Raw genomic sequence first — 23,021 nt, forward strand, 5'->3', positions numbered from 1 at the left:
GACTCTGGGCCTGGAATGAGCAGGGCTATGGTGGCGGCACATATCCCCGCTGATCGGCCTGGAGCAGTGCATGTCGTCGTTGGATGAGTTGCGGGCTCTGCTGGGCAAGCCCGCCCGCAGGCAGCTGAACCCGAACGACTGGAACGAAGTCGAGCAGCACATCGGCACTGCTTTGCCCAGCGACTTCAAGACGTTCCTCGATGCCTACGGCAGCGGGGTCCTCTCCGGCGAACTCGTTGTCTTCCACCCGCGTGGCTCAAGCCCGTTGCTTGAGCGTATGCGCACGACGCACGAGATGTTCAGTGACCGTCGAGACAGGGCCCTTCGCCGCGGAGACTCCCCACACATTCCGTACCCCTTCCACCCCGCCGCCGGCGGGCTGATCTCCTGGGGTTACGACTACAGCGGCGATGAGCACTTCTTCCTGCCCTGTGATCCGAACCCGGACCTATGGAAGATCGTCACGATGGTCCACGAAGAGGGCTGTGAGACCTTTGACGGCCCGTTCTCTGACTTCGCCCTGGGTTTCGTGCGGCGACTGCTCGACGTCGACCAGTACCACGGCATCGAACCGGAAGCTCTGGAGTTCTTGGAGCCGGAGGATCTGGAGGAACTGGTCGCCGCCGGTGAGATCGGTCCCGTTCAGCCGAGCTTCGAGCCGTTCTGAGAACTTTGTCGAGCAGCGAAGACCCTTGGCCGGCATGGGCGAATTGAGACAGGCAGAGCGGACTCCCACTCTCCGGAATGCCCACCGCCACGCCGGTTCCTGCCACGGACGTCCTCGGGCACTGCGAGCTGACCCGCACCGCGACTTGGGCCCTGATCAACCGTGAATAGGGCGTGTTTCCCAACTCCGGCGGGCACGAGGGGGCTTGCCGTTGCTCGTACACTCATCGGGTGGCATTTATGAGCACCCCGCACTGCTGCTTCCTGTGATGGGAAGGCGTTGAGGGCGATGCCGGACGGCGTCGCCCTCCTTGGTGTGCCTGCTGCGTGCACCACGTCTCCGGCGCTGCCCGTTCCTTCTGGGGCAGTGACTTTCTGAGCGCGCGTGCAGGCACGGTCCCTCCCTGTAACCCTTGCCAGGAGTGCCTCGTGTCCATGTCGCTTCCCCCTGCCCTCGAACTGTCCGTTGACCTGCTGCGCTGCCCAACGTGCCGTACGCGCCGCCTGCGCCCCGACCGCGGCGCACTGCGCTGCTCGGTGGGTCACACCTTCGATATCGGCCGTCACGGCTACGCCAGCCTTCTGACGGGCACCCGCGCCACCAGCGGCGACGACGCGGCCATGGTCCAGGCCCGTGACCGGTTCCTGTCCACCGGCAGGTACCTACCTGTCCGCCAGGCCGTGGCCCGCCTGGCGGCCGACTCCGTGCCTGCGCAGGGCACGGTCGTGGACGTCGGGTGTGGCACGGGTTACTACCTGGCCGGTGTACTCGACCAGCTGCCCGACGCCCGTGGGCTGGGTCTGGACACGTCGGTGCACGCGCTGCGCTCGGCAGCCCGATCCCATGAACGAGCCGCCACAGCGACCTGGGACGTCTTCCGTCCCTTCCCGCTGGCCGACGAGGTGGCCGACGTCGTGTTGGACGTGTTCGCCCCGCGCAACCCAGCCGAGTTCCACCGAGTGCTCAGCCCGACCGGCCGGTTGATCGTGGTACGTCCTACAGCGCGGCACCTGGCCGAGCTACGCGGCCGGGTGCCTGCGATGGTGACGATCGACCCGGCCAAGGAACAGCGCCTTCACCAAGCGCTGGACGCCTTCTTCGAGGCCGCCGTGACCGAACAGGTGGAGTATCTGACGTCCCTGACCAGGCTGGAGGCTTTGGACCTGGTGGAGATGACTCCGAGCGCACGCCACGTGAGCCGTGCAGAGCTGAACGATGACGGCCTCCTGCCCGGCCAGGTCACCGTCTCCGTGCTGGCCACCGCCTACCAGCCTCGGTGACCATGAGTGGGCGCATGCGCCCACTGACCGCCGAGTAGTGGGCACGCCTGGCGACCTGCCTTCGCAGCAACGCGGGGAAGGCAGGGCGCCGGCTCGCCGACCACCGTCGCATCCCCGAAGGGATCATCTTCCGGTATCGCGTCGCACCGGAATCCCGTGGAGAGATCTGCCTCGCGAGGCGTTCGGGCCCTGGCAGACGATGTGGAAACGCCATCGCAGGTGGGCCGCTGACGCCCCGGAACAATGATCCCGTCTCGCCCTTTCGGGGTCCGAGCCCCCGGACCAAACCCTCGTTTGCTATGTACTGGTACCAACACATAGCTACAGTGCCGGTATGGGAAAGCAGACGAACATCCGACTGGACGAAGCCGTCAAAGCGGCCGCCGAGGACCGGGCCAAGCGCCGCGGCCTGAGCTTGCAGGGATATGTGGCCGACCTGATCGAGGCCGATGTGAACCAGTCACGCGCCGCCTTCATGGCCGGCGCCGCGGCGTTCCTGGCCGCGTACACGGAAGAGTTCGAGTCGGAGGTCGGTGAGGACCGGTACCCCGGCCTCCCGGACAAGCCGGCGGAGACCGCACCCAAGGACGCCGCGTGAACCTCCGCATCGATCTCGCCTGGATCCTGGCAGTCGCACAGCAGATCCCGGGAGATCCCCAGGTCGTCGATTACGGCGTCCCGGTCGCAGCAGAAGCACGTCACCGGGCGGAAATCCTTGACCACGAGGTCTACCCCGAGCCCCATCACAAGGCCGCAGCGCTGCTGTGCGAGCTGGCGAGAAACCCGAGCCTGGAGCTGAGGAACCTTCTGTTCGCGGCCACGGTGACCGCTGCGTACCTGTCTGCGTGCGGCCTGCCGGTGAGCCCTGGCCTGGACACCGTTCTCCCGCTGGCCCGCGCCGCCCGGGACGGGCTCCCCGTGCGGGAGGCCGCCGCTCAGATCAAGACCTGGACAAGCTGAGCTGTTCTTTATCCACCAAGATCTTCCAGGCTTGCCGATGGCCTTCAGGGTCGCGGGGCGTTTGACGGTCTTGCCGACGTCGTAGCGGGGTGCTCGGTGTTTGTTTTGGCGCCGAGTGGCCGTCCCGGGTCCAGCGGCGGCGCTGCATGACCGGCGGTGCAGACCGCTCGCGTAGGCGGCTGGACCGTGCCGCTTGTGCAGGGCGTCAGCGTGCGCCCAGCCGCACCTCACCCCCTCGTATCCTGGCCCGATGCACCAGCCCACCGCCTCCAGAGCCGTCCGCCCATGACCGCCGCATCCCTCGGAAGCGGTCCCGGGGACGGCGTGTCGTCGGGGGTCACCTTGCGGGAGATCCTCGCCCAGGACGAGGACGGCATCCTCCACCTCGTCCTCGCGCCGTCCGGTCAGGACGACACGGTCGTGCACGGAGTGATCATCGGCGAGGAGGACGCGGCGCGGCCGTATGCCGGGCACCTCGTGCTCGCGGCGGGGCTGCGGCCGGACGCCGTGAGCGCCCCGGACATGGTGCGGGAGGCGGCCCGGCGGGGGGCCGTCGCCGTCGTCCTGCGCAGTGGCGGCGGGGACAGCATGCCCGAGCCGGTGCTCGCCGCCGCGCGGGAGAGCGGGATCGCGCTGCTGTCCCGCGCCGAGTGGGCCGAGTGGGGCGACACCCTGGAGCTGGTGCGGTCCGCGCTCGCGTTCGGCGCGGTCGGCAGCCAGGACAGCCTGGCCGAGGGCGCCGCCGGTGGCGGCCTCGCCGTGCTCGCGTCGGTCGTCGCCCGCTACTGCCGGGCGTCCATCACGGTGGAGGACACCCAGTTCCGGGTCCTCGCCCACTCCGCGACCAGCGCCGACGCCGACGGACTGCGCCAGTCGACCATCCTGGGCGGCCGGGTCCCCGAGTGGCGGGTCGCCGAGCTGCGCCGCAGCGGACTGCTGCGCGCCCTGTGGAGCTCCCGAGACGTCATCCACCGCCCCGCCGACGAGACCGACCCCGAGCGTCTGGTCGTCGCCATCCGCAGCGGCGGCGAGGTCCTCGGATCCATCTGGGCCGCGGCCGACGGTGGACAGCTCTCGCCGGACGCTGCGCAGGTGCTGCGGCGCGCCGCGGAGATCGCCGTGCCGTACCTGCTGCAGCACCGGCTGCGGGGGAGTACCAGCCGTCGGCGCCAGGCGCACGCCTTGCGCGGACTGCTGCTCGGCGAGGGCGACCGCCACTCCCACATGTGGTCGCTGGAACTCGCCCCCGATGTGCCCTGCGCCGTCGTCGTCGCCGAACGGGACCGCGCGTCGGGACCCGCCGCGGTACGCACTCTGCAGGCCCTCGCCCTCCAGGCCGCCGCGCATCGTGCCACCGTCCGCGTCTGGCGCGAGAGCCACCGGCTGACCGTACTGCTGCCGGTCCCGGACGGCGACGAGCGCGACGCCCCGCACCTTGCCCGCGAGCTCGATTCCCTCGCCGCTGCCATGCCCGACGCCCCGGCCGTCTGGGTCGGCGCCGGGACGCTGGCCGTCTCTCCGTCCGGCGCCGCCGACTCCTACGACGAAGCGCTCCTGGTCGTCCGGGCCTTGCGGGAACGGGAGGCTCGCGCGGTCCGGCCCGGCAGCTCCGGGTCCACCGGGGGGCGAGCGGAGCAGCAGGGGCCGATCCGGCACGCGGGGCCGGGCGACGTGCGGCAGACCGTGGCCGTACTGCGGGTCCTCGACGCGATCCGGCCGCTGTGGGAGCGGTACGGCGGCCCCGTCCAGGAGATGGTGACCACCGATCTCGCCGCCGGGGGCGAACTGGTGCGCTCGCTGACCGCCTACCTGGATGCGGCGGGCGACATGTCGCGGGCGGCCCAGCGTCTCGTCCTGCACCCCAACACCCTGCGCTACCGGCTGCGTCGGGTCCGGGAACGCTTCGGCATCGACCTCGACGACCCCGATACCCGGCTCGTGGTCACGCTGGCGGTGCGCCTTGCCGGGAGCGACGCACCGGACCACCACGAGTACGAGGGGTTCTGACGGTGTTGGTCCGCGTGTAAGGGGATTTCTCCGGGCTCGTCACCCTTTTCGGAGCGGCTGACAAAAAACCCATGATCCTTTGTTCCGTACTACGAAGACGTCGACCGGCCCCGGGGAACACCCTCTTGTCACTCCCTCAAACGTGACGAAGGCTCCCCGTGACCCTGAACAGCGACGTCCCCCTGGACTTCTGCCCGCAGCCCACCACCGACGGCGCCGCTCCGCGCTCGGCCGAGCGCGTCGGCACCGTCCTGCGCCACGCGCTCGACCACGGCCTGCTCGGGACCTCCCAGCCCGTCGCCGCATTCCTCGACACCGACGGAATCCGGGCGTCGGTCGCCTCCCTGCAGACCGCCTTCGCCACCGTCCCCGAGGTGCTGCACACCTTCGCCGCCAAGGCCGCCTCTCTCGTCCCGGTGCTGCGGCTTCTCGCCGGCCTGGGCATGGGCTGCGAGGTCGCGAGCCCCGGCGAGCTGCGGCTGGCCCGGGACGCGGGATTCGCGCCGTCCCGTATCGTCCTCGACTCGCCCGCCAAGACCCGCGAGGAGATCGCCGAGGCGCTCGCCCTGGGCATCGCCCTCAACGCCGACAACCTCGACGAACTGGACCGCATCGACACGCTGCGGCCCGCCGACTGCGCCTCCGTCATCGGGCTGCGCGTCAACCCGCAGGTCGGCGGCGGCACCATCGGCGCGATGAGCACCGCCACCGCCACCTCCAAGTTCGGGGTCGCCCTGCGCGACGCGGGCGGGCGTGACCGTGTCGTCCAGGCCTTCGTCCGACGGCCCTGGCTGACCCGGCTGCACGCGCACGTCGGCTCCCAAGGCTGCCCGCTGGAGCTCATCGCCGAGGGCATCGCGCAGACGTACCGCCTGGCGGAGGAGATCAACGCCACGGTCGGCCGACAGCAGATCACCAGCCTGGACATCGGCGGCGGCCTGCCGGTCAACTTCACCGACGACGACGTGCGCCCCACCTTCGAGGACTACACCCGTGCCCTACGGGCCGCCGTACCCGGCCTGTTCGAGGGACGCTACGCCCTGGTCACCGAGTTCGGCCGGTCGCTGCTGGCCAAGAACGGGTTCATCGCGGCCCGCGTCGAGTACGTCAAGCAGTCCGGGGGACGCCGTATCGCCGTCACTCACGCGGGTGCGCAGACCGCGACCCGTACCGTTCTCATGCCCGGTTCCTGGCCGCTGCGGGTCGGTGCTTTCGACGCGGAGGGGCGGCCCAGGACCGGTCCGACCGAGGCCCAGGACATCGCCGGGCCCTGCTGCTTCGCGGGCGACATCGTGGCCGAGGGCCGCGACCTGCCGGTCCTGGCCGAGGGCGACTGGGTCGTCCTGTACGACACGGGCGCGTACTACTTCTCCACCCCCTGGGCCTACAACAGCCTGCCTCGCCCCGCCGTGCACGGTTACACGGCGGACAGCGGCGCCGTGCGCCTCGCCCCCGTGCGCGACGCGCAGACGCTCGACGAGATCGCCGCGGAGAGCGGCGCCCGGCACGCGGACCGGCTCCTCGCTCTGACCCCGTCCGGCCCGTCCACCACCCGCTGAAACCCCCCACCCGTCGCCGACCAAGGACTCACCCCACCCCCCTCACACCCGCGCACCGAGTTTCCCGCACGACGCCGTTGCCACCTCTTCCGTCCCGACGTCCCCAGGACCAGACATGACATCGTCCGCCGTCAGCGGCGCCGCAACCGGCACCACCCCACGCCCACCACGTCTCGGCCGCCGCACGCTCGCACCGGCCGCGGCGGGCGTCGCCCTGCTGGCAAGTCTGGTCGCCGGGCTGACGACGGACGCCCCCACCGTCTGGGGCCTGCTGCCCATCGGGATGTACGCGGTCCTCTCCCTGACCGGCATGAACCTGGTGACCGTGACCGCCGTAGCCCTGGGCAGTGCCGTCCTCGTGGCGCTGCCGCCGCTCGGCCAGGCGGGCGAGGTGCTCGGCAACTCCCTCACCGAACCGGTCACGATCATCGGGCTGATCATCGTGTTCGGGTCGGCGGTCGGGGAGGCGCTGCGCGTCACCGGCGTCGCCGACGCGCTCGTACGGGGCATCATGCGGTACGCCGACGGGCACGGCACCACGGTCCTCATGTACGGGATGATGCTGGCCTGCCTGGTCCTCGTGACCAGCCTCGGCACGCTGGCCGGAGCGCTCGCCATCGCCGCGCCGCTGCTGGTGCCGATCGCCGCCCGCGCCGGGTTCACCCGGTCGGCCACCGCCGCGACGATGTTCCTCGGCGGGTGCGCGGGGCTCGCGCTGGCCCCGTTCGCAGGCTCCAACATCGCCATCATGAAGACCGCCGACACCGGCTACCTCACCTACGTCACCGTCGGCGCCGGCCCGCTCGCCCTGCTCTCGCTGGTGCTGGCAGCCGTGGTCGTCCCGTGGGTGCAGCGGCGCAGCGCCGCCCAGGGCGACTTCTACCGCCCGGACGAGGTCACCGAGGCGGACCGGGACACCGTGACCCCCGCCCAGGCGGCCCGTACCCGCCGCGCGACCTGGGCCTTCGCCCTCACGCTCCTCGCCACCGTCTGCTACGCCGCCGCCACCAAGGCCGACACCGCCTTCCCGCTGATCGCCCTGCCCGTGCTGGCACTGGTGACGGTGGCCGCCGCGGGACTGTCACCCGTGCGGGCGCTCAAGGCGGTCCTGACGGGCGGGCGCCGGATGCTGCCGATGCTCCTGCTGTTCTGGATGCTCGCCGCGCTGTTCGGCTTCATCGACCTGCTCAAGCCGTACGACGTGGTCCTGGAGCACTTCGGCCCGGGGCTGCGCGGCATGTCCGCGCTGCCGTTCGCCCTCGCGGTGGCGGCGCTCGGCTGGGTGGGCGTGCCCGGCGCGACCGCCGCGCAGGTCATCCTGATCGGCGAGGTGTTCGGCCCGATCGGCCACGAGGTCGGCGTCACACCGGCCGCCTGGGTGATCATCCTGCTCTGGGCCTCCAAGGCGGACACCTACGGGCCGCTGCCCAACGCCAACATGGTCGGCGCCATGGGCATGGCCCGCGCCGGGCGGCTGCCGTATCTGCTCGGCACCGGCTGGGCCCTGCTGCTGCCCGCCTGCGCGCTCTACACGGTGCTGCTCACGATTGTCCTGTGAACCGCGCCGCGACCACCCCCGCCGCTGAAATCGCCCCGTATCCCAGGAAGTGAGCTTCATGGCCATGCCCGACCAGACCGGTCCGTACGACGTCCTCATCACCGGCGGCACCGTGATCGACGGAACCGGCGCCGCCCCGCGCCGCGCGGACGTCGGCGTGCGCGCGGACCGGATCGTCCATGTCGGCGACCCGGACCCGACGGCGGCGGCGGCCATGGTGCTGGACGCGACCGGGCTGGTCGTCACCCCGGGCTTCATCGACCTGCACTCCCACGCGGACTTCTCGGTCCTGGCCATGCCCGACGCCAAGGCGTGTCTCCGGCAGGGCGTCACGACCCTGGTCACCGGCAACTGCGGGCTTTCGCCGTTCCCGCTCGCCGCCGCAGAGGCGGCCGCCGACGGCGGTCCGGGCACCCTGGCCGGGGCGCAGTGGCACGACCTCGACGGCTTCGCCGCCGCCGTGGAGGCCGCCCGGCCCGCCCTCAACATCGCCCCGCTGGTGGGACACGGCGCGCTGCGCACGGCGGTGATGGGCGACGCCCGCACCCCTGCGGGTCCCGCGGAACTGGACGCCATGCGCACCCTGCTCGCCACCGCGGCGGCCCAGGGCGTCTTCGGCATGTCGACCGGGCTCATCTACGCCCCGGGCTCCTTCGCCACCACCGACGAGATCAAGGCGCTCGCCACCGAGGCCGCCCGGCACGGCCTGCTCTACGCCACCCACATGCGCGACGAGGGCGACCGCCTCCTGGAAGCCGTCGCCGAGGCGATCGACGTGGCGACGGCGTCCGGGGTACGGCTGCAGGTCTCCCACCTGAAGGCGATGGGCCCGGCCAACCACGGCAAGGTCGACGAGGCGCTGGCCGCGATCGACGCGGCGGCGGGCGACGACCTGGACGTGGCCTGCGACGTCTACCCCTACACCGCGTCCTCGACCCGGCTCACCTCCCGGCTGCCCGACTGGGCGATGGACGGCGGCCCCGCAGGCCTTCTGCAGCGGCTCGCCGACCCGGACACCCGCGCCCGCGTCCTGGCCGACCTGCGCCCGGCCGTCGGCCGCACGTTCCTGCCCGAGGGCGTCGTCCTCGCGATGATGGGTCCCGGCCTCTACAGCGACCGGATCGGCGACAGCATCGCCGACATCGCCCGCGACGAGGGCGTGGAGCCCGCCGAGGCCGTCCTCAACGTCCTGGCCGCGCACCAGGGCGAGGTCATGATCGTCAACCATGCCATGGCGGACGCCGACGTCGACACCGTGCTGCGCCACCCCGGCAGCGCGGTCGCCAGCGACGGCTGGGTGCTGCACGCCCCCGGCGACGGTCACCCGCACCCCCGTAACTTCGGCACCTTCGCCCGCGTCCTCGGCCGCTACGTCCGTGACCGCGGCATCCTCGAACTCGCCGACGCCGTACGCAAGATGACGTCCCTGCCCGCGTCCCGACTGCCCCTGCCCGACCGCGGCACCCTCGCCGCCGGACAGGTCGCCGACCTGGTCGTCCTGGACCCGGAGAAGGTCACCGACCTCGCGACCTTCGCGGACCCCTGGCAGTACGCGACCGGCGTGCGCGACGTCCTGGTGGCGGGCCGGTGCGTGCTCCGGGCCGGCGAGACCACCGACGCCCGCCCGGGCCGGGTCCTGCGACGCAGCCCCGCCCGTTAGTCGCCCGCCCCACGAGGGAGAGACCGCGGGGCTGGGGCGTTGCTCCCGAGGGCCTTACTTGTCTCGTCAAGAGCCATTCTTCAGCACTCTGGCCGAACAGCACCGCCCGGAGACGACTGCTTTTCCCGCAGGTCCCGCGCCACACGCTGTGGGCGCCCCGCCGACAGACGCCCACAGCGACCCTCGCCCACTCATCCGGCGGCCGGGGGCTGGGTGACGGCGGTGCAGCCGACCAGGCAGTCTCGATCGGGTGATCGCCGCTGGCCGTGGGCATGAAGGCAGGGCCTCTCGGTGGCTCGGGATCGCGAAGCCAACCGAGATCCAGGAGACCCCGTTGCCGCAGTTGTACGTGCTCGCGCCGGTGGGGTGAGGTCGGTCCGACGGCCGTTGACTGCGTGCCTGTCCGGGCATTCCGGGCGGGTGTCAGTGGGTTCTGCGATCGTGTGCGTCGTGGATGAACTCGTAGAACGCGTCGATGCGCAGGATCGTGTGCTGGGGGTGGTCAGTCGGCGGGACGCTGTTCGGGAGGGCTGGCTGCACCGGGTTGGCGTGGTGGTGTGCCGCGATAGGCAAGGTCGCTTTCTCGTTCATCGGCGTGCCGAACAGCTGTCCCGTTTCCCGGGGCACTACGAACTCGGGGTCGGGGGCGCTGCGGGAGTCGGCGAGTCCTATGAGCAGGCGGCTGCCCGCGAGCTCAGTGAGGAGCTTGGGGCGCGGGCGACAGTGTGCCTTCGGTTCAAGTTCCTCAACCGGGGTGGGCTCAGCCCTCACTGGCTTGGGGTGTGCGATGCCGTGCTTCCGGAGATCGGCCTCCCCGACCCGGGAGAAGTGGCCTGGCACGGGTGGCTGACCGAGTCCGAGCTGCGGCGGACTCTGCAGCAGTGGACCTTCACTCCTGATAGTCAGGAGATTTTCGGTCGGTATCTCGCCTGTCGTGCTGACCCGGCGCTTTCGCAGAAGCGGTGCTCATGAGCTGAGTCAGAGGGACGAAGGCGCTGGTCGTTCCGAACTCCTTGGGCTGCCGAGCCCCGTCCGCCGCTGAGGAGCGGGACCTGGACAGCGAGCTGGCGTGGACCTGTCCCCAAGCAGATGTTGTTGAAGTTTCACGTATTTGCTAGGCTCAAATAGATTGAACATTCAAGAAATCTCTGCGACAGGAGGGCCTCCATGGCTTCCACCCTCAACCCCCCACGCACTGCCACCGGTTCCGGCTCCGCCTCCACGTCGTTGCACCCCTACGATGTCGGCCTGCTGATCGTGCGCCTCGCCCTCGGCCTCACCGCCGCTGCCCACGGCACCCAGAAGCTGTTCGGCTGGTTCGGGGGCGGAGGCCTGGAGGGCACCGGCCAGTTCTTCGCCATGAGCGGTTACCCCTCGGGCAAGACCATGGCCGTGATCGCGGGGCTCAGCGAGACGCTCGGTGGTCTGGGTCTTGTCCTCGGCCTTTTCACACCGCTGGCCGCAGCTGCCGTGCTCGGCACGATGATCAACGCTATGGCCGTGAAATGGGGCGGCGGTTTCTTCGCGCCAACTGGCGTCGAGTACGAGCTCCTCTTCACCGCCACGGCCGCCGGCCTGGCGCTGACCGGCCCCGGTCGACTCGCAGTCGACCGCTACCTGCCCGTCCTGCGCGCCCACCGGCTCATGTACGGCGTCGCGGCGGTGGTCCTCGCCGCGGTGATCGCCGGTCTCGTCCTGCTCATCAGGAACTGAGCCCCACCGGCACCCGCGGTCGCCCATCGGCGCAGGCCGCGGCCAGTGCCCCTTCTTCCCGACGAGCCCGCGCCCCCGCAGCGAGTTTCCGTCCGAACGCTGCCCCCCGGCCGGTCCGCCTGTCCAGGGGGCAGCGCCCGGTTCGCCGTCGGCATCGGCGGGACGCCGCATCGCCGACGGACTACTTCGAACGAACAGACCGGCCGTGCCGGGGCCGGCGCCCGAAGCGGCTGGTCAGCCTCGGTACCGGCTTGACCCCGTTGGGGGTGTTCCGACCAGCATGCCGGCCCGCCTGCTCCTATGTAGAGCAGCTACTGCGAGGTGGTTACGGCTCCTTGGCAGAGCGATGTGACGCCGCGTCGTGCGGGGTCCAGGGCCTGGGGTATCGCGCCGGAGCGCTGTGCTCTCTGGAGGCCGGCGGTCGCCCCGCGCCTCCAGCACCTTGGACGGCCTGCGCACAGGTACGGAATCAGCAGCCGTGGTTGTGCATGTTCGACTCGGGCTCCGGATTCGAGATCGAGGTCGGCTCCGAGACGGACGGGGCGAAGACCGGCTGCTTCGACTGACGCCCCGGGGCTTTCGGAGCCGGCGACGGGGCGCGATGCCATACGGCAGCAGGTCGCGGCCACCGGACTGCACGATCCCCTGGCCGCACTGGCCGCACTGGCCGCTCTTGCGGCCATGGAGCGGCAGGTCATCGACCAGATGCCTGCCGCCGCGCGCCACCTGCGAGCAGCACGGATACAACTCTCGCGGCCCGTCGCGAGTCAGAGATGCCGCGATGAGGTGAGGGCCTACGCACAACCGGGCCACAGGAATGACATACGATGCGCGCGACCCTCATAAAGATCACGTAAGAGGATGTACAAGTCATGGCAATCCGTGCCCCGTATCGTTCCCTTCGCGGTATATCCGCCGTTGCCGCCCTGCTCGCGATCGGCGCGGTGGGATGCTCGGACGTCTCCGACGCCGTCGGCAGCGCCAAGGACAGCGCGAAGAAGGTGGCTCGCCAGCGCTCGGTGTTCTCGCTGGACATCGGCGACTGCTACAACCCGAACGGCAAGGCCGAGGGGGCAGCGTACGCCGTCGAGGTCGTGCCCTGCGACGAGGCGCACGAGGGCCAGGTCGTCGGCGAGTTCGCGATCGACAAGGGCAAGGGCACGGAGTTCCCCGGCGACGACGGGGTCTCGACGATCGCGGACAACCGCTGCCCGGTCGAGGCGCAGAAGTACGCCCCGGACACCTGGGCGCTCCCCAAGGGCGTCGCCCTCTTCTACTACACCCCGACCAAGGAGAGCTGGGCGACGGGTGACCGCGCGGTGAGCTGCACCTACACCGCGGAGAAGGGCACGTTCAGCGGCTCGCTGGACACCGCGAAGTCCCTCAAGCCCGAGCAGGCCACGTACCTCAAGGGTTCGAACGCGGTCTACGAGGCCCTGTGGGCGAACCAGCCCGAGAAGGACGCCGTCGAGGACGACCTGGCCGGCTACAAGGCGCAGGCCAAGGCCGTCGCGGCCGCCCTCGACGCACACGTCAAGGGCTTGGACGGCATCGAGGGCACCGAGGTCGGCAAGCTCCGCGCGAAGCTGACGAAGGCGGCCGGGAACTGGAAGAAGGCCGCGAACGCCGCCGACGCCGACGCGTTCTACATCGCCTACGACCCGGCGTTCACCGACATCGACCCGAACAAGTCGGTCGCCGCCCGCAAGGAACTGGGCCTGGCCACCACCGTCCCGGCCGACGAGGCCGAGGTCTGGGCGGGCTGACGCGCCGTCGGATCAGCGGGGCCGTGTCCGTCAAGAACCCGGCCCCGCGCCCCGAAGCCGTCTGTGCGGCCGAACGCCAGGCGGCTGCTCGGACCGCCGCCGAGTGCCGCGCGTCACTTCGCGGCAGCTTCGGGGGTGCAGGGCCGCGACGGACAGGGACCGCACGAGGCCGGACGCGAATTCTGTGGGTGCGGGCGTGGTGGTGGTCATGATCCGAAGCTCTTGGCGTGCAGTGGGGGCAGTGTTCGGGCGGAAAGGGTGCGCCCGGGTGTTCGCTGGTCCAGCGCGGGTCCTGGCCTGAGGACTGCGCCCGGCCCAAGCTCGGGTCTCGAGCTGGCGCCCCGCCACCGCTCAGAGAGACCGCTGCGCCACCCCATGCCCGTATTCAGGAGTCCGCATCGGCGCTCTGCTCCTGCTCGTGCTCCTGCTGCGCGTGGGTGGCGGCCCAGCTCGCGAGGAGTTTCAGGCTGTCCTCGGCCGGGCTGCCGGGCGGCGCGTTGTAGACGACGAGGCTCAGGCGGGAGTCGTCGGGGAGGTCGAGACGCTCGTGGTGGAGGGTCAGGTCGCCGACCACCGGGTGGTGGAAGTTCTTGGTGCCCTCCCGGTAGATGTGCACGTCCTGGGCACCCCATAGCACGCGGAAGTGGTCGCTGCGGGTGGAGAGTTCACCGATCAGGTTCGACAGCTCCTGGTCGTAGGGGTTCTTGGCCGCCTCGACACGCAGCGCACCCACGGCGGTGCGGGTGACGCGCTCCCAGTCGGCGTAGAAGCGGCGGGCGGCGGGGCTGAAGAACGCGAACCGGACCGTGTTCGCACCCAGGGCCGGCTCGGCGTACATCTCCGCGTACAGGGCCCGGCCCATCGGATTGGCGGCCAGCATGTCGAGGCGGTTGTTCTCGATGAAGGCCGGCTGCTCCGGCATACCCTCGATGATGCGGGCGAGGCTGGGGCGTACGGACACGGTCTTGGCGTCCTTCTTCTTCGCGCGTGCCGTGGCGGTGCCGCCCGCGGCGCGGGCCAGGTCGTACAGGTGGGCGCGCTCGGTGTCGTCCAGGCGCAGGGCCTGGGCGAGGGCGTCGAGCACGCCGTCGGAGACCCCGCGCAGGTTGCCGCGCTCCAGGCGTGTGTAGTACTCGACGCTCACCCCGGCCAGCATCGCGACCTCGCCGCGGCGCAGCCCCGGCACCCGCCGCTGCCCGTACACCGCGATCCCCGCCTGCTCGGGCGTGATCCGGTCACGGCGCGACTTCAGGAACGCGCTGCTTTCTTCCCGGTTGTCCATACCGCCAATTTAGGTGCGGGGCGCTCGCCCTGGGGGTCCCTGCCGTTACCCCTCACAGCGTGGACTCCCTCGCGCCGTCTCGCCGGGTTTTGATGCATTCATCGCCGCCTCGTGCGAGGCGGTGGAAATGCGAGATGACGACGATGCGAGGACTCAGCATGCACACTCCCCACGGCGCCGACGCCGTAGTGGTCGGCCTGCACGGCACCGACATGTCTCGGGCCCTGGCCACGTACGAGCGCAGGCGGCTCGACGGTGCCCGCAGCCTGGTCCGGTCCGGGCAGCAGTTCAGCCGGTCCTTCACGGCCCGCGGTGCCTGACCACCACCTGACCCCCACCCTGGGAGAGGGGCAGTTCCCTCTCCCGCCATCGAAAGGAAGCCCCACCGTGCAGCACGTCACCCTCAACAACGGAGTGGAGATGCCGATCCTCGGCCTCGGCGTCTTCCAGAGCAGCCCCGAGGACACCGCCAACGCCGTTGCCGCCGCCCTGGAGACCGGCTACCGCCACATCGACACCGCCGCCGCCTACCTCAACGAGCGCCAGGTCGGCGAGGGCCTGCGCCGCTCCGGGCTCGACCGCTCCGAGGTCTTCCTGGAGACGAAGGTCTGGATCAGCGACTACGGCCACGACGAGACCCTGCGCGCCTTCGACAAAGCGACCGGCAAACTCGGCGTCGACCAGCTGGACCTGCTGATCCTGCACCAGCCCGCCCCCGACCGCTTCGATGCGACCGTAGCCGCCTACACCGCGCTGGAGAAGCTCCTCGCCGACGGGCGGGTGCGCGCCATCGGCGTCAGCAACTTCATGCCGCACCACCTGGCCACCCTGATGCAGCGCACCAGCGTGGTGCCCGCGGTCAACCAGATCGAGCTGCACCCCTACTTCAGCCAGCCCGCCGTGCAGCAGGCCGACGCCGAGCACGGCATCCTCACCCAGGCGTGGTCGCCGATCGGCGGGATCACCTTCTACCCGGGCTGGGGTGAGCAGCGCCGCAGCGTGCTGGAGGACCCCGCCGTCACCACCCTCGCGCAGGCGTACGGCAAGACCCCGGCGCAGGTCCTGCTCCGCTGGCACCTCCAGCAGGGCCGCTCGGCCATCCCGAAGTCGACCAACCCGAAGCGGATCGCCGAGAACTTCGACGTCTTCGACTTCGCCCTCACCGACGCCGAGCTCGCCACGCTGGACACCCTCGACACCGGGGTGCGCCACGGGCCCGACCCGGACCAGCCCATCCCGGAGGCGTACAGCAGCCTCACCATCCCCGACGCCTGACCTTTCTCCTACCTGACTGCGGCCGCGACAGCGCGGTCGCGGACAACAGGCCGACGCCGGCACCGGTGGGCCGGCAAACGATCACTGTCAGGCGATGCCGCCATCCACGGTCCGCGGCAGCGTGAGAATGTGGGCCTTGCACTCGATCTTGCCGACGAACTTGAGATCAATCGCAGAGGTGGCCCACACCCTGCCGTCGGCATCCACCCGCAGCGAGAACGTTCCCGTCGCGAGCATGGTGTCCACGTCCTGGGTGACGCCGGCGTCGAGGTTCCCGCTGGGCTGTGACAGTTGGACGCGGCCCACCGTGGGAATAATCGCGTACAGCGTGGCGCGGACGTCGTCCGTGCTCTTGTCAACGGCTCCTACCAGCTCGTAGACGCCACAGAACGAGACAGAGAACTCATTCGCATCAGACGCGCGCTCCGAACTGCCCTTCGGCGCCGCGTTCAGTCGGCGGTCCAGGCTGCTGGGCAGCGGCGACTGGCGAGCGGCAGCCGGCGCGTCGGCCGGCGTGAGTGCCTGAGCGGGTAGGCAACTGCCGAGGGCGGCCACCGCGCTGAGGGAGATGGCCGCGAGACTACGCAGGGGGTGCATACGCCAGTCCTTAACTTCCGGCCCGGCATCCTCCACCGCACCGACCGGGGTATTTTGTCCACCGAGCCGCCCATGGCAGCCGGGACGTCCAGCGCTTCACCTGTAGGAGTTAGCCGCGGCGCGCCGTTTGAGCCATGACGGCGCTGCAGCCAGTCGTGGGTGTGGCCAACGGCGGAAGGTGGCCGCCCTGCTGTTGCCGCGATCCACCTGCCGCACCCAGCGCGTTTCACACAGGAAGATCTCTGGACGGGGCGGCCCCGCCTTGCGTGCTGGTGGGCGGTTCGCACGCAAGGCGGGGCCTGTGGTCGCACGGAGGGCTCAGGCGCAGGTGCCCGCCGGGTGGTTCCGGGTCACCAGGTCCATGTCGGTCGTCGTGGTGTCCATCCACACCACACGGCTGCCGGTGTCGGCCGCCGCGGCGGACTGCTGGCCGACGCCGCAGGAGACGCGGCCGAGCGGGGCGCCGTCCGGGGTGAACTGGTAGAGCTTGGACAGCGAGTCGTTGGGGTCCTCGAAGACCTGGCCCCACGACGGGTAGACGGTCAGGGTGAGCGCGGTGTCCGTGGCGGTGAGGCCGTAGGCCGGTGTGGCGCGGTCGCTCTTCTCCGGGATGACGTCGGTGACCACCGGACCGTCCGGGCCGTCGAGGTGCGCCCGGCGCAGGGTGGTCTGGTCCTGGTCGGTGTAGTCGGTGTCGATGAGCCAGTACACATCCGACGAGGTCATGACCGGGCTGCTGATCCACTCCGGCTGCGAGGGCCTGCCCAGGGCCGTGGTCGTGCCGCTCGCGATGTCGTACATCTCGACCTGCACCCCGTACGCCCCGTCGAACAGGCCGTCGTGGATGTACGCGATGCGCCCGTTCTTCACGACCGGTTGCTCCGCCTGGTTGTAGTCGCGGTCGATCGGCACCTGCTGCGGGGTGGTGGCATCACCCTTGAGGTAGTAGACCCGCAGCAGCCCGCTCGCCGGGTCCCGGTAGGACCAGGCCACGCTGTCGCCGTCGACGCTCACGCCGGTGACCTCGGAGGGGGCGCTGAACAGGGTCTTCGGCTCACCGCCCTGCACCGGTGCCGACATGATGTCGTACGTGTGGGACCACGGGTCGTCGGGGACGTTGCCGACCGCCACCCAGACGACGCGCTTGCCGTCGGTGACCGCGCTCATGTGGCTCCGGCCGTCGTCCGGGGAGACCTGGTGCGGCCGGCCCTTGCCGTCGATGCGGCCCACCCACACCGCGTACGGGTCGACTCCGTCGGGGCTGGACTTCGGCACCGCCCACCAACCGCCTCCGGCACTGGGCGTGTTGCCGGAGCCGACGTACTGCGGCAGTGTGCCGAGCCTGCCGAGCAGCACATTGCTGTCCAGGCCGAGGCCCTTCTCCCAGCCCGGGACGATGCCGTGGGCGTCGAAGGCCTTCTTGACGACGTCCAGCCGGCCGTCCTTGACGCCGAGCGACCTGGCCGCGGCGATGACCGCGTCCCGGCCCTCCTCGAAGCCGTCGAGCGGGGTGATGTAGGAGGTCAGCGCCCGGTAGACGATCTTGTCGGCCAGCGCGCCGCCGAGGCTCTCGCGGATGTCCCACAGCGCGCCGCTGAAGATGGTGGAGTTGAGGTGCACGCCGCCGTTGTCGCCGGCCACGCCGAGGGGCACGCCGAGGAAGCGCGCCGTCGTGGCACCGTCGTTGAGGTCGCGGAACGCGCACTGCCGAGGCGTACGGGTGCGGCACAGGTCGCCGCCGATCAGGCCCGCGTCGGGGTCGCTCATCGGCGTGTGGTTGACGGTGACGTCGATGACGTTGCCGAAGTAGTCGGCCACCGCCTCGTTCATCGCGCCGGACTGGCCCGAGTACACGAGGTTCGCGGTGTGCTCGACCACGCCGTGGGTCATCTCATGGCCCACCACGTCGAGGTCGGAGGCGAGCGAGCGGTACTCGACGTCTCCGGTTCCGTAGACCATCTTGGTGTGGTCCCAGAAGGCGTTGACGAACGGGTTGCCGTAATCCGTCACGCCGACCAGGGAGTTGATGGCCATGCCCTGGCCGTCGAGGCTGTTGCGCTGGAAGGTGTCGCGGTAGAACTCGTACACCTTGCCCGCCGCCCAGTGCGCGTCGACGGCGCCGGAGTCGGTCAGGTCGGAACCGATCTGCGGGGTGGGCGAGGTGAAGGGCACTACGGTGTCGGGCCACTGGCCGGAGGCGTCCTGGTACCAGACGCTGGAGGCGTCCCAGGTCTGGATGACGTTGTGCTGTGTGGTGTCGGCCATGTGTGCCGTGTCGCGCAGCAGGTACGTGCCGGTGGCGTCGTCCTTCGTGAGGTTCAGTGGCACGGTGGACCCGTTGAGCAGGGTGCCGCTTCCGGTGACGCTCGACGACCCGTCCTGGGAGGTGGACGCGGCCGCGGACTGCTCGGCCTTGCTCTGCTTGACCGGCGTGCCGTTCGGGCGGGCGCCGGCGGTCTGTCCGGGCGCGGCGAAGGTGGGCAGCCCGCCGGATTCGAACAGCGCCATACCGGTGGCGGCGTCGACGTACACCTCCTGCACGACCGGTGCGCCGGTGGCCGGATCGGAGCCGCTCACGGTGACATGGCGGGCCAGGACTCCCTTGCCCGTGGGCAGGATCGTCAGCCCGCGGTCGACGCCCGACAGGGCAGCCGCGCCGTTCTTGGCGTGGCTGGGGAGATAGCCGCCCCTGGCCAGTTCGCTCCGCACGTGCTGCACCGCGTCGTTCACGGCGGTCTTGGCGGGGGCGGTCTTCTGGTCGGTGTCGACATCGAGGTCGGTGAAGTAGGAGCCGGATGTGCCGGTGACGGTCCGCTTGCCGTTCTTGTGGGTCATGCGCACCACGTACTGGGCGCCCAGGACCGGCACTCCCCGGTACTTCTGGTCCAGGCGCACCGTCTCGGCGCCGTCGGCGTCCGCCGTCACGGTGTCCGCGACCAGGTCCCGGTCGGGAGAGGGAATGTGGTAGCGGTCCTTGTGGCCCGCCAGATGGGTACGGGCCGCGGTCGCGGCCGGCACGGACGCGTCCACCGCGTCGGCCAGACCGTCCACCAGCGCGGGTGTGTCCGTCGTCGGTCCCGCGGTATCACTGCCCCCGACCGGTGACGCGGCGGCATGCGCGGGAGAGGTCACGCCGACGGCCAGGAGGACCGTCGCAGCGAGCAGGGCGACCGGACCGGCGTGGCCGGGTCTACGGACTAGCCGTTGTCGTATGAGTGCTGGCATGGACAAGTGCCTCCGGCGGCCCGGCGCAGCCCGGGCCCGGTAGTCGGGCGTCAATTGAGTGGCGCACCATCGCGCCCGCGGCTCGCCCTGCACCTTCGCTGCCTGACACACGTCATGACAAGGAGAAACCCGAGGGGAATACGCGCAGTTGCGCAAGTGTGAAACCGGCGCCCCTCGGCCAAGACACACCAGGTGGACACGTGTCGGCTGCTGCAGCCACCCCGGCGGACCTACGTGGACACCCCGAAGCGCGGACCGGCTGCCGCGGCGTGAGGTTGATCCGCCAGGAGGGCGGTCATCGGCTGTGAGCGGGGGGTGTTTCCAGGACGGCCCGACATCCTGACCGCTCCCGTCACGCCGCGAACATCTCGCCTCTGACCAGCAGTTATGGATCATTTGTTGAGCCGCGTCGTAGGTGGCTCGGGGGATCGACTGCTCGAACCGTCCCCGGACGGGCAGGGCGTCAGGCAGGGCTGACACTGCATCCGAAACTGATCGAAAATGACCAAAGTCCGCTAGGTAAAGATCTGTTCATGATCTATGCGAACCCTTGGCAAAGGCAGTTCCTGTGTCACGATCACTCCCGCTGCAATCCGCAGCCGGAGGCACCGTGGCCTCCAGCCTCCCCGTATCGGCGGCCGTCGCCATCTGCAGACGGCCGATCGGAAGGATCCGGGATTGAATTCCTCCAGCAACAGGGCTGCGTCCTCACAGGGTTCGCACCGCCCCAGACGACGCGTGGCCGCGACCGTGGTGATCACAGCCGCAGCACTCGCGTTCTCCGCACTGCCCGCCTCGGCCGGCTCCGCCTCCACTGCAATCGCATCCGGGAACACCCGGAAAGTGGGAGCGCTCCCCCAGATCAAAGTGACACCCAGGCCGGACGCCGGGGCCGTTGGCCTGTCGCCCGGACAACGCCAACGGCTGCTCGACCATGCGGCCGACGCGGCGCCGGACACGGCCCGTTCACTGAACCTCGGCCCCCACGAGAAACTGATCCCGAAGGACGTCATCAAGGACGCCGACGGGACGGTTCACACCCGCTACGAGCGAACGTACGCCGGACTGCCCGTGCGCGGTGGTGACCTGGTGGTCCATCAGCGGTCCGGGGCCCGCACCGTCACCTACGCCTCCAAGACGAAGCTGACCCTGCCGACGACCACGGCCAAGGTGCCGGCCGCCACGGCGAAGAAGTCGGCCCTGAGCGAGGCCGCGGCGAAGGGCACCCGCAAGGCGGGCGCGCACACGGCCCCCCGCCAGGTCGTCTGGATGATCGGCGACCGGCCGAAGCTGGCCTGGGAGACGGTCGTCACCGGCGTGCAGCAGGACGGGTCCCCCAGCGAGCGCCACGTCGTGACCGACGCCGCGAGCGGTACCACCCTGGAGAACTCCGAACACGTGGAATCCGCCCAGGGCAACAGCCTCTACAGCGGGCAGGTCACGATCGGCTCCACCCTCCAGGACGACGGCACGTACGCCCTGATCGACCCCGCGCACGGTGATCACCGGACGCTCGACTCGAGTGTCGACTCCAACGGGGTCCTGTTCACCAGCAACAGCGACGTCTGGGGCGACGGAACGGCCGCGAACCTCCAGACCGCGGCGGTGGACGCGGCGTACGGCGCGCAGACGACGTGGGACTTCTACCACGACAGCTTCGGCCGCAACGGCATAGCCGACGACGGCCGCGGCAGCACCTCCCGAGTCCACTACGAACAGCAGCCAGGGGTCCCCCTCGCCAACGCCAACTGGCAGGACGGCTGCTTCTGCATGAGCTACGGCGACGGCGCGGACGGCCGGCACCCGGTGACGTCCCTGGACATCGCCGCGCACGAGATGACGCACGGCGTGACCTCCGCCACGGCCGGGCTGGGCAACGTCGGCGAATCACCGGGCATCAACGAGGCGATCAGCGACATGATGGCCGCCGCCGTCGAGTTCTACGCCGACAACCCCAACGACGTGCCCGACTACACGATGGCCGAGCTGGACGACCTGCACGCTGACGGCAAGCCCATCCGCTACATGGACCGTCCCTCCAAGGCCGGCATCAGCTCCGTCGGCTACGCGCCCCTGGACTACTGGACGCCGCAGGCGAAGTCCGAAGAACCCCACATGGTGGCCGGGGTGGGTGACCACTTCTTCTACCTGCTCGCCGAGGGCAGCGGGCAGAAGACCATCAACGGCGTGGACTACGACAGCCCCACGTACGACAAGCTGCCGGTGGCGGGCATCGGACTGGCCGACGCCGCCGACGTGGTGTACCGCGCGCTCACCGTCTACATGACCAGCACCACCGACTACGCGGGCACCCGGACCGCGACGCTCCAGGCCGCCGCCGACCTCTACGGCTCGGGCAGCGACGCCTGGGAGGCCGTGGCCAACGCCTGGGCGGCCGTCAACGTCGGAAACCGATTCGTCAACCACATCGCCGTGGATCCGATGCCGACCGAGCCGGTGGCGACAGGCCAGCCGGTCAGCCGCCAGATCACCGCCTCCAGCAGCCGTCCCGGCTCGCTGACCTACTCGGCCAAGTCGCTGCCTCTGGGCCTGTCGATCGACCACACCACCGGCCTGATCACCGGTACGCCCGACAAGGCCGGTGACTACAGTTCGGTCATCGTCATCAAGGACGGGGCCGGGGACACCCGGAGCCTCTCGTTCACCTGGACCGCTCTTGAATCCGGCGGACACTTCTTCGTCAACCCCACCACGTATGTGATCCCCTTTGAGGGAAAGGTCGAGTCCCCGCTGATCGTCCGGGGGAAGCCGGGCAACGCACCGAGTGACCTCAAGGTCACGGTCGATCTCGACCACAAGTTCAGCAATTTCATGCTGATCGACCTGATCGGCCCCGACGGCACCGTCATCCCCGTCAAGCCGTGGGGACCGAGCTGGGAACCCACGCCCGAGCTGCATGAGACCTACACGGTCGACGCCTCGGCGGTCACGGCGGTCGGCACCTGGAAGCTGCGCGTCACCGACGGCACCCCGGGCATCTTCAAGTGGGACCCGGGTCATCTCCAGCGCTGGAGCCTGACCTTCTGAGGTTCCGCCCCAACGGGTCGTAACCCGCGTCCGGCCCGGTGGGAGGCAACGGCCACCGCTTGATCACCAGAGGATATGACCCTGGAACTCAGGCGGTGGCCGGGCGCCTTGACGTGGGGCTGCGCACTTCGACGAGCCTCTGTCGAGGCTCGGGCGGGTGGTGTCCGGGCTCGGGTGGCTCACGCCTTCCGGCACGGTCGGTGGTGAGGCGGGCCTCGAAGCCGTCGAGGAGGGACTGAAGGCCGAACGCGCAGGTGTCGTCGGGCGGGGCAGCGCGGCTGCTTCTTCCCCGACGGCAACGGAGCTTCTCCCGCGACGGCAACGGAGCGGTCACAGGTGTCGACCTCGCCGGCCCACTCTTCAACCAGGTCACGGAAACCAGCTGGTCCACGCAAGCAGGGGTGGTCTTGAGCGGCCGTCCCCT

17 protein-coding genes and 1 pseudogene are annotated in these 23,021 nt (G+C 70.3%); 15 read left to right on the top strand and 3 right to left on the bottom strand.

From position 1 onward, the window contains the following. Positions 1 to 70 precede the first annotated feature (70 nt). From ACFY16_RS39185 to ACFY16_RS39240, 12 genes and pseudogenes are all read left to right on the top strand, one after another. Positions 71 to 667 (top strand): hypothetical protein, encoded by a 597-nt coding sequence (locus ACFY16_RS39185; RefSeq protein WP_390652013.1) that lies wholly within the window; start codon positions 71 to 73, stop codon positions 665 to 667. A 428-nt stretch (positions 668 to 1,095) separates the two neighbouring features. After that, positions 1,096 to 1,947, top strand: coding sequence for a methyltransferase domain-containing protein (locus ACFY16_RS39190; protein WP_390652014.1), 852 nt, complete (start codon positions 1,096 to 1,098; stop codon positions 1,945 to 1,947). 47 nt (positions 1,948 to 1,994) lie between these two features. After that, positions 1,995 to 2,179: pseudogene (locus ACFY16_RS39195) on the top strand (transposase); the annotation flags it as partial. 102 nt (positions 2,180 to 2,281) lie between these two features. Next, positions 2,282 to 2,545, top strand: coding sequence for a hypothetical protein (locus ACFY16_RS39200; RefSeq protein WP_390652015.1), 264 nt, complete (start codon positions 2,282 to 2,284; stop codon positions 2,543 to 2,545). Next, complete coding sequence (locus tag ACFY16_RS39205) at positions 2,542 to 2,907, top strand: hypothetical protein (protein ID WP_390652016.1); 366 nt, start codon at positions 2,542 to 2,544, stop codon at positions 2,905 to 2,907. The genes ACFY16_RS39200 and ACFY16_RS39205 overlap by 4 nt, the downstream gene beginning before the upstream one ends. Before the next feature lie 285 nt (positions 2,908 to 3,192). Next, positions 3,193 to 4,914, top strand: a complete 1,722-nt coding sequence (locus ACFY16_RS39210; RefSeq protein ID WP_390652017.1) for a PucR family transcriptional regulator — start codon at positions 3,193 to 3,195, stop codon at positions 4,912 to 4,914. Between the two features lie 158 nt (positions 4,915 to 5,072). Then, positions 5,073 to 6,473, top strand: coding sequence for a diaminopimelate decarboxylase (locus ACFY16_RS39215; protein ID WP_390652018.1), 1,401 nt, complete (start codon positions 5,073 to 5,075; stop codon positions 6,471 to 6,473). A gap of 115 nt (positions 6,474 to 6,588) precedes the next feature. Beyond that, positions 6,589 to 8,031: a Na+/H+ antiporter NhaC family protein gene (locus ACFY16_RS39220; protein ID WP_390652019.1), complete on the top strand. Its 1,443-nt coding sequence runs from the start codon at positions 6,589 to 6,591 to the stop codon at positions 8,029 to 8,031. Between the two features lie 58 nt (positions 8,032 to 8,089). Continuing rightward, entirely contained in the window at positions 8,090 to 9,691 is a 1,602-nt protein-coding gene (locus tag ACFY16_RS39225) for an amidohydrolase family protein (protein WP_390652020.1), read from the top strand. Positions 9,692 to 10,141: 450 nt separating this feature from the next. Then, the gene (locus tag ACFY16_RS39230; protein WP_390652021.1) at positions 10,142 to 10,663 is read left to right on the top strand and encodes an NUDIX domain-containing protein; all 522 of its coding nucleotides are present in this window, start codon (positions 10,142 to 10,144) and stop codon (positions 10,661 to 10,663) included. 195 nt (positions 10,664 to 10,858) lie between these two features. Then, positions 10,859 to 11,404: a DoxX family protein gene (locus tag ACFY16_RS39235; RefSeq protein WP_390652022.1), complete on the top strand. Its 546-nt coding sequence runs from the start codon at positions 10,859 to 10,861 to the stop codon at positions 11,402 to 11,404. A gap of 872 nt (positions 11,405 to 12,276) precedes the next feature. Beyond that, entirely contained in the window at positions 12,277 to 13,170 is an 894-nt protein-coding gene (locus tag ACFY16_RS39240; RefSeq protein WP_390652023.1) for a septum formation family protein, read from the top strand. A gap of 385 nt (positions 13,171 to 13,555) precedes the next feature. Here ACFY16_RS39240 and ACFY16_RS39245 read toward each other — a convergent pair whose 3' ends face one another. Then, positions 13,556 to 14,452, bottom strand: a complete 897-nt coding sequence (locus ACFY16_RS39245) for a helix-turn-helix transcriptional regulator (protein ID WP_390652024.1) — start codon at positions 14,450 to 14,452, stop codon at positions 13,556 to 13,558. A 158-nt stretch (positions 14,453 to 14,610) separates the two neighbouring features. On the opposite strand from ACFY16_RS39245, the gene ACFY16_RS39250 reads away from it, so the two are divergent. Both ACFY16_RS39250 and ACFY16_RS39255 read left to right on the top strand, forming a co-directional pair. Then, on the top strand, positions 14,611 to 14,772 hold the full coding sequence (locus ACFY16_RS39250) for a hypothetical protein (protein ID WP_390652025.1): 162 nt from the start codon (positions 14,611 to 14,613) through the stop codon (positions 14,770 to 14,772). 100 nt (positions 14,773 to 14,872) lie between these two features. Continuing rightward, positions 14,873 to 15,727, top strand: a complete 855-nt coding sequence (locus ACFY16_RS39255; protein ID WP_390652065.1) for an aldo/keto reductase — start codon at positions 14,873 to 14,875, stop codon at positions 15,725 to 15,727. Between the two features lie 87 nt (positions 15,728 to 15,814). Here the strand turns inward: ACFY16_RS39255 and ACFY16_RS39260 are convergent, their stop codons facing one another. Both ACFY16_RS39260 and ACFY16_RS39265 read right to left on the bottom strand, forming a co-directional pair. Continuing rightward, positions 15,815 to 16,324 (bottom strand): hypothetical protein, encoded by a 510-nt coding sequence (locus tag ACFY16_RS39260; RefSeq protein WP_390652026.1) that lies wholly within the window; start codon positions 16,322 to 16,324, stop codon positions 15,815 to 15,817. Between the two features lie 318 nt (positions 16,325 to 16,642). Continuing rightward, positions 16,643 to 19,375, bottom strand: coding sequence for a M4 family metallopeptidase (locus ACFY16_RS39265; RefSeq protein ID WP_390652027.1), 2,733 nt, complete (start codon positions 19,373 to 19,375; stop codon positions 16,643 to 16,645). Between the two features lie 924 nt (positions 19,376 to 20,299). On the opposite strand from ACFY16_RS39265, the gene ACFY16_RS39270 reads away from it, so the two are divergent. Continuing rightward, positions 20,300 to 22,597: a M4 family metallopeptidase gene (locus tag ACFY16_RS39270; RefSeq protein WP_390652066.1), complete on the top strand. Its 2,298-nt coding sequence runs from the start codon at positions 20,300 to 20,302 to the stop codon at positions 22,595 to 22,597. Positions 22,598 to 23,021 lie beyond the last annotated feature (424 nt).

It is taken from the genome of Streptomyces sp. NPDC001315 (assembly GCF_042896175.1).
In the GTDB taxonomy this organism is placed as follows: Bacteria; Actinomycetota; Actinomycetes; order Streptomycetales; family Streptomycetaceae; genus Streptomyces.

Coding starts and splice junctions, on each gene's coding strand:
- ACFY16_RS39255 (WP_390652065.1), top strand. CDS start 14,873: ATGCCGATCCTCGGCCTCGGCGTCTTCCAGAGCAGCCCCGAGGACACC.
- ACFY16_RS39210 (WP_390652017.1), top strand. CDS start 3,193: ATGACCGCCGCATCCCTCGGAAGCGGTCCCGGGGACGGCGTGTCGTCG.
- ACFY16_RS39220 (WP_390652019.1), top strand. CDS start 6,589: ATGACATCGTCCGCCGTCAGCGGCGCCGCAACCGGCACCACCCCACGC.
- ACFY16_RS39245 (WP_390652024.1), bottom strand. CDS start 14,452: ATGGACAACCGGGAAGAAAGCAGCGCGTTCCTGAAGTCGCGCCGTGAC.
- ACFY16_RS39250 (WP_390652025.1), top strand. CDS start 14,611: ATGCACACTCCCCACGGCGCCGACGCCGTAGTGGTCGGCCTGCACGGC.
- ACFY16_RS39240 (WP_390652023.1), top strand. CDS start 12,277: ATGGCAATCCGTGCCCCGTATCGTTCCCTTCGCGGTATATCCGCCGTT.
- ACFY16_RS39185 (WP_390652013.1), top strand. CDS start 71: ATGTCGTCGTTGGATGAGTTGCGGGCTCTGCTGGGCAAGCCCGCCCGC.
- ACFY16_RS39225 (WP_390652020.1), top strand. CDS start 8,090: ATGGCCATGCCCGACCAGACCGGTCCGTACGACGTCCTCATCACCGGC.
- ACFY16_RS39235 (WP_390652022.1), top strand. CDS start 10,859: ATGGCTTCCACCCTCAACCCCCCACGCACTGCCACCGGTTCCGGCTCC.
- ACFY16_RS39200 (WP_390652015.1), top strand. CDS start 2,282: ATGGGAAAGCAGACGAACATCCGACTGGACGAAGCCGTCAAAGCGGCC.
- ACFY16_RS39260 (WP_390652026.1), bottom strand. CDS start 16,324: ATGCACCCCCTGCGTAGTCTCGCGGCCATCTCCCTCAGCGCGGTGGCC.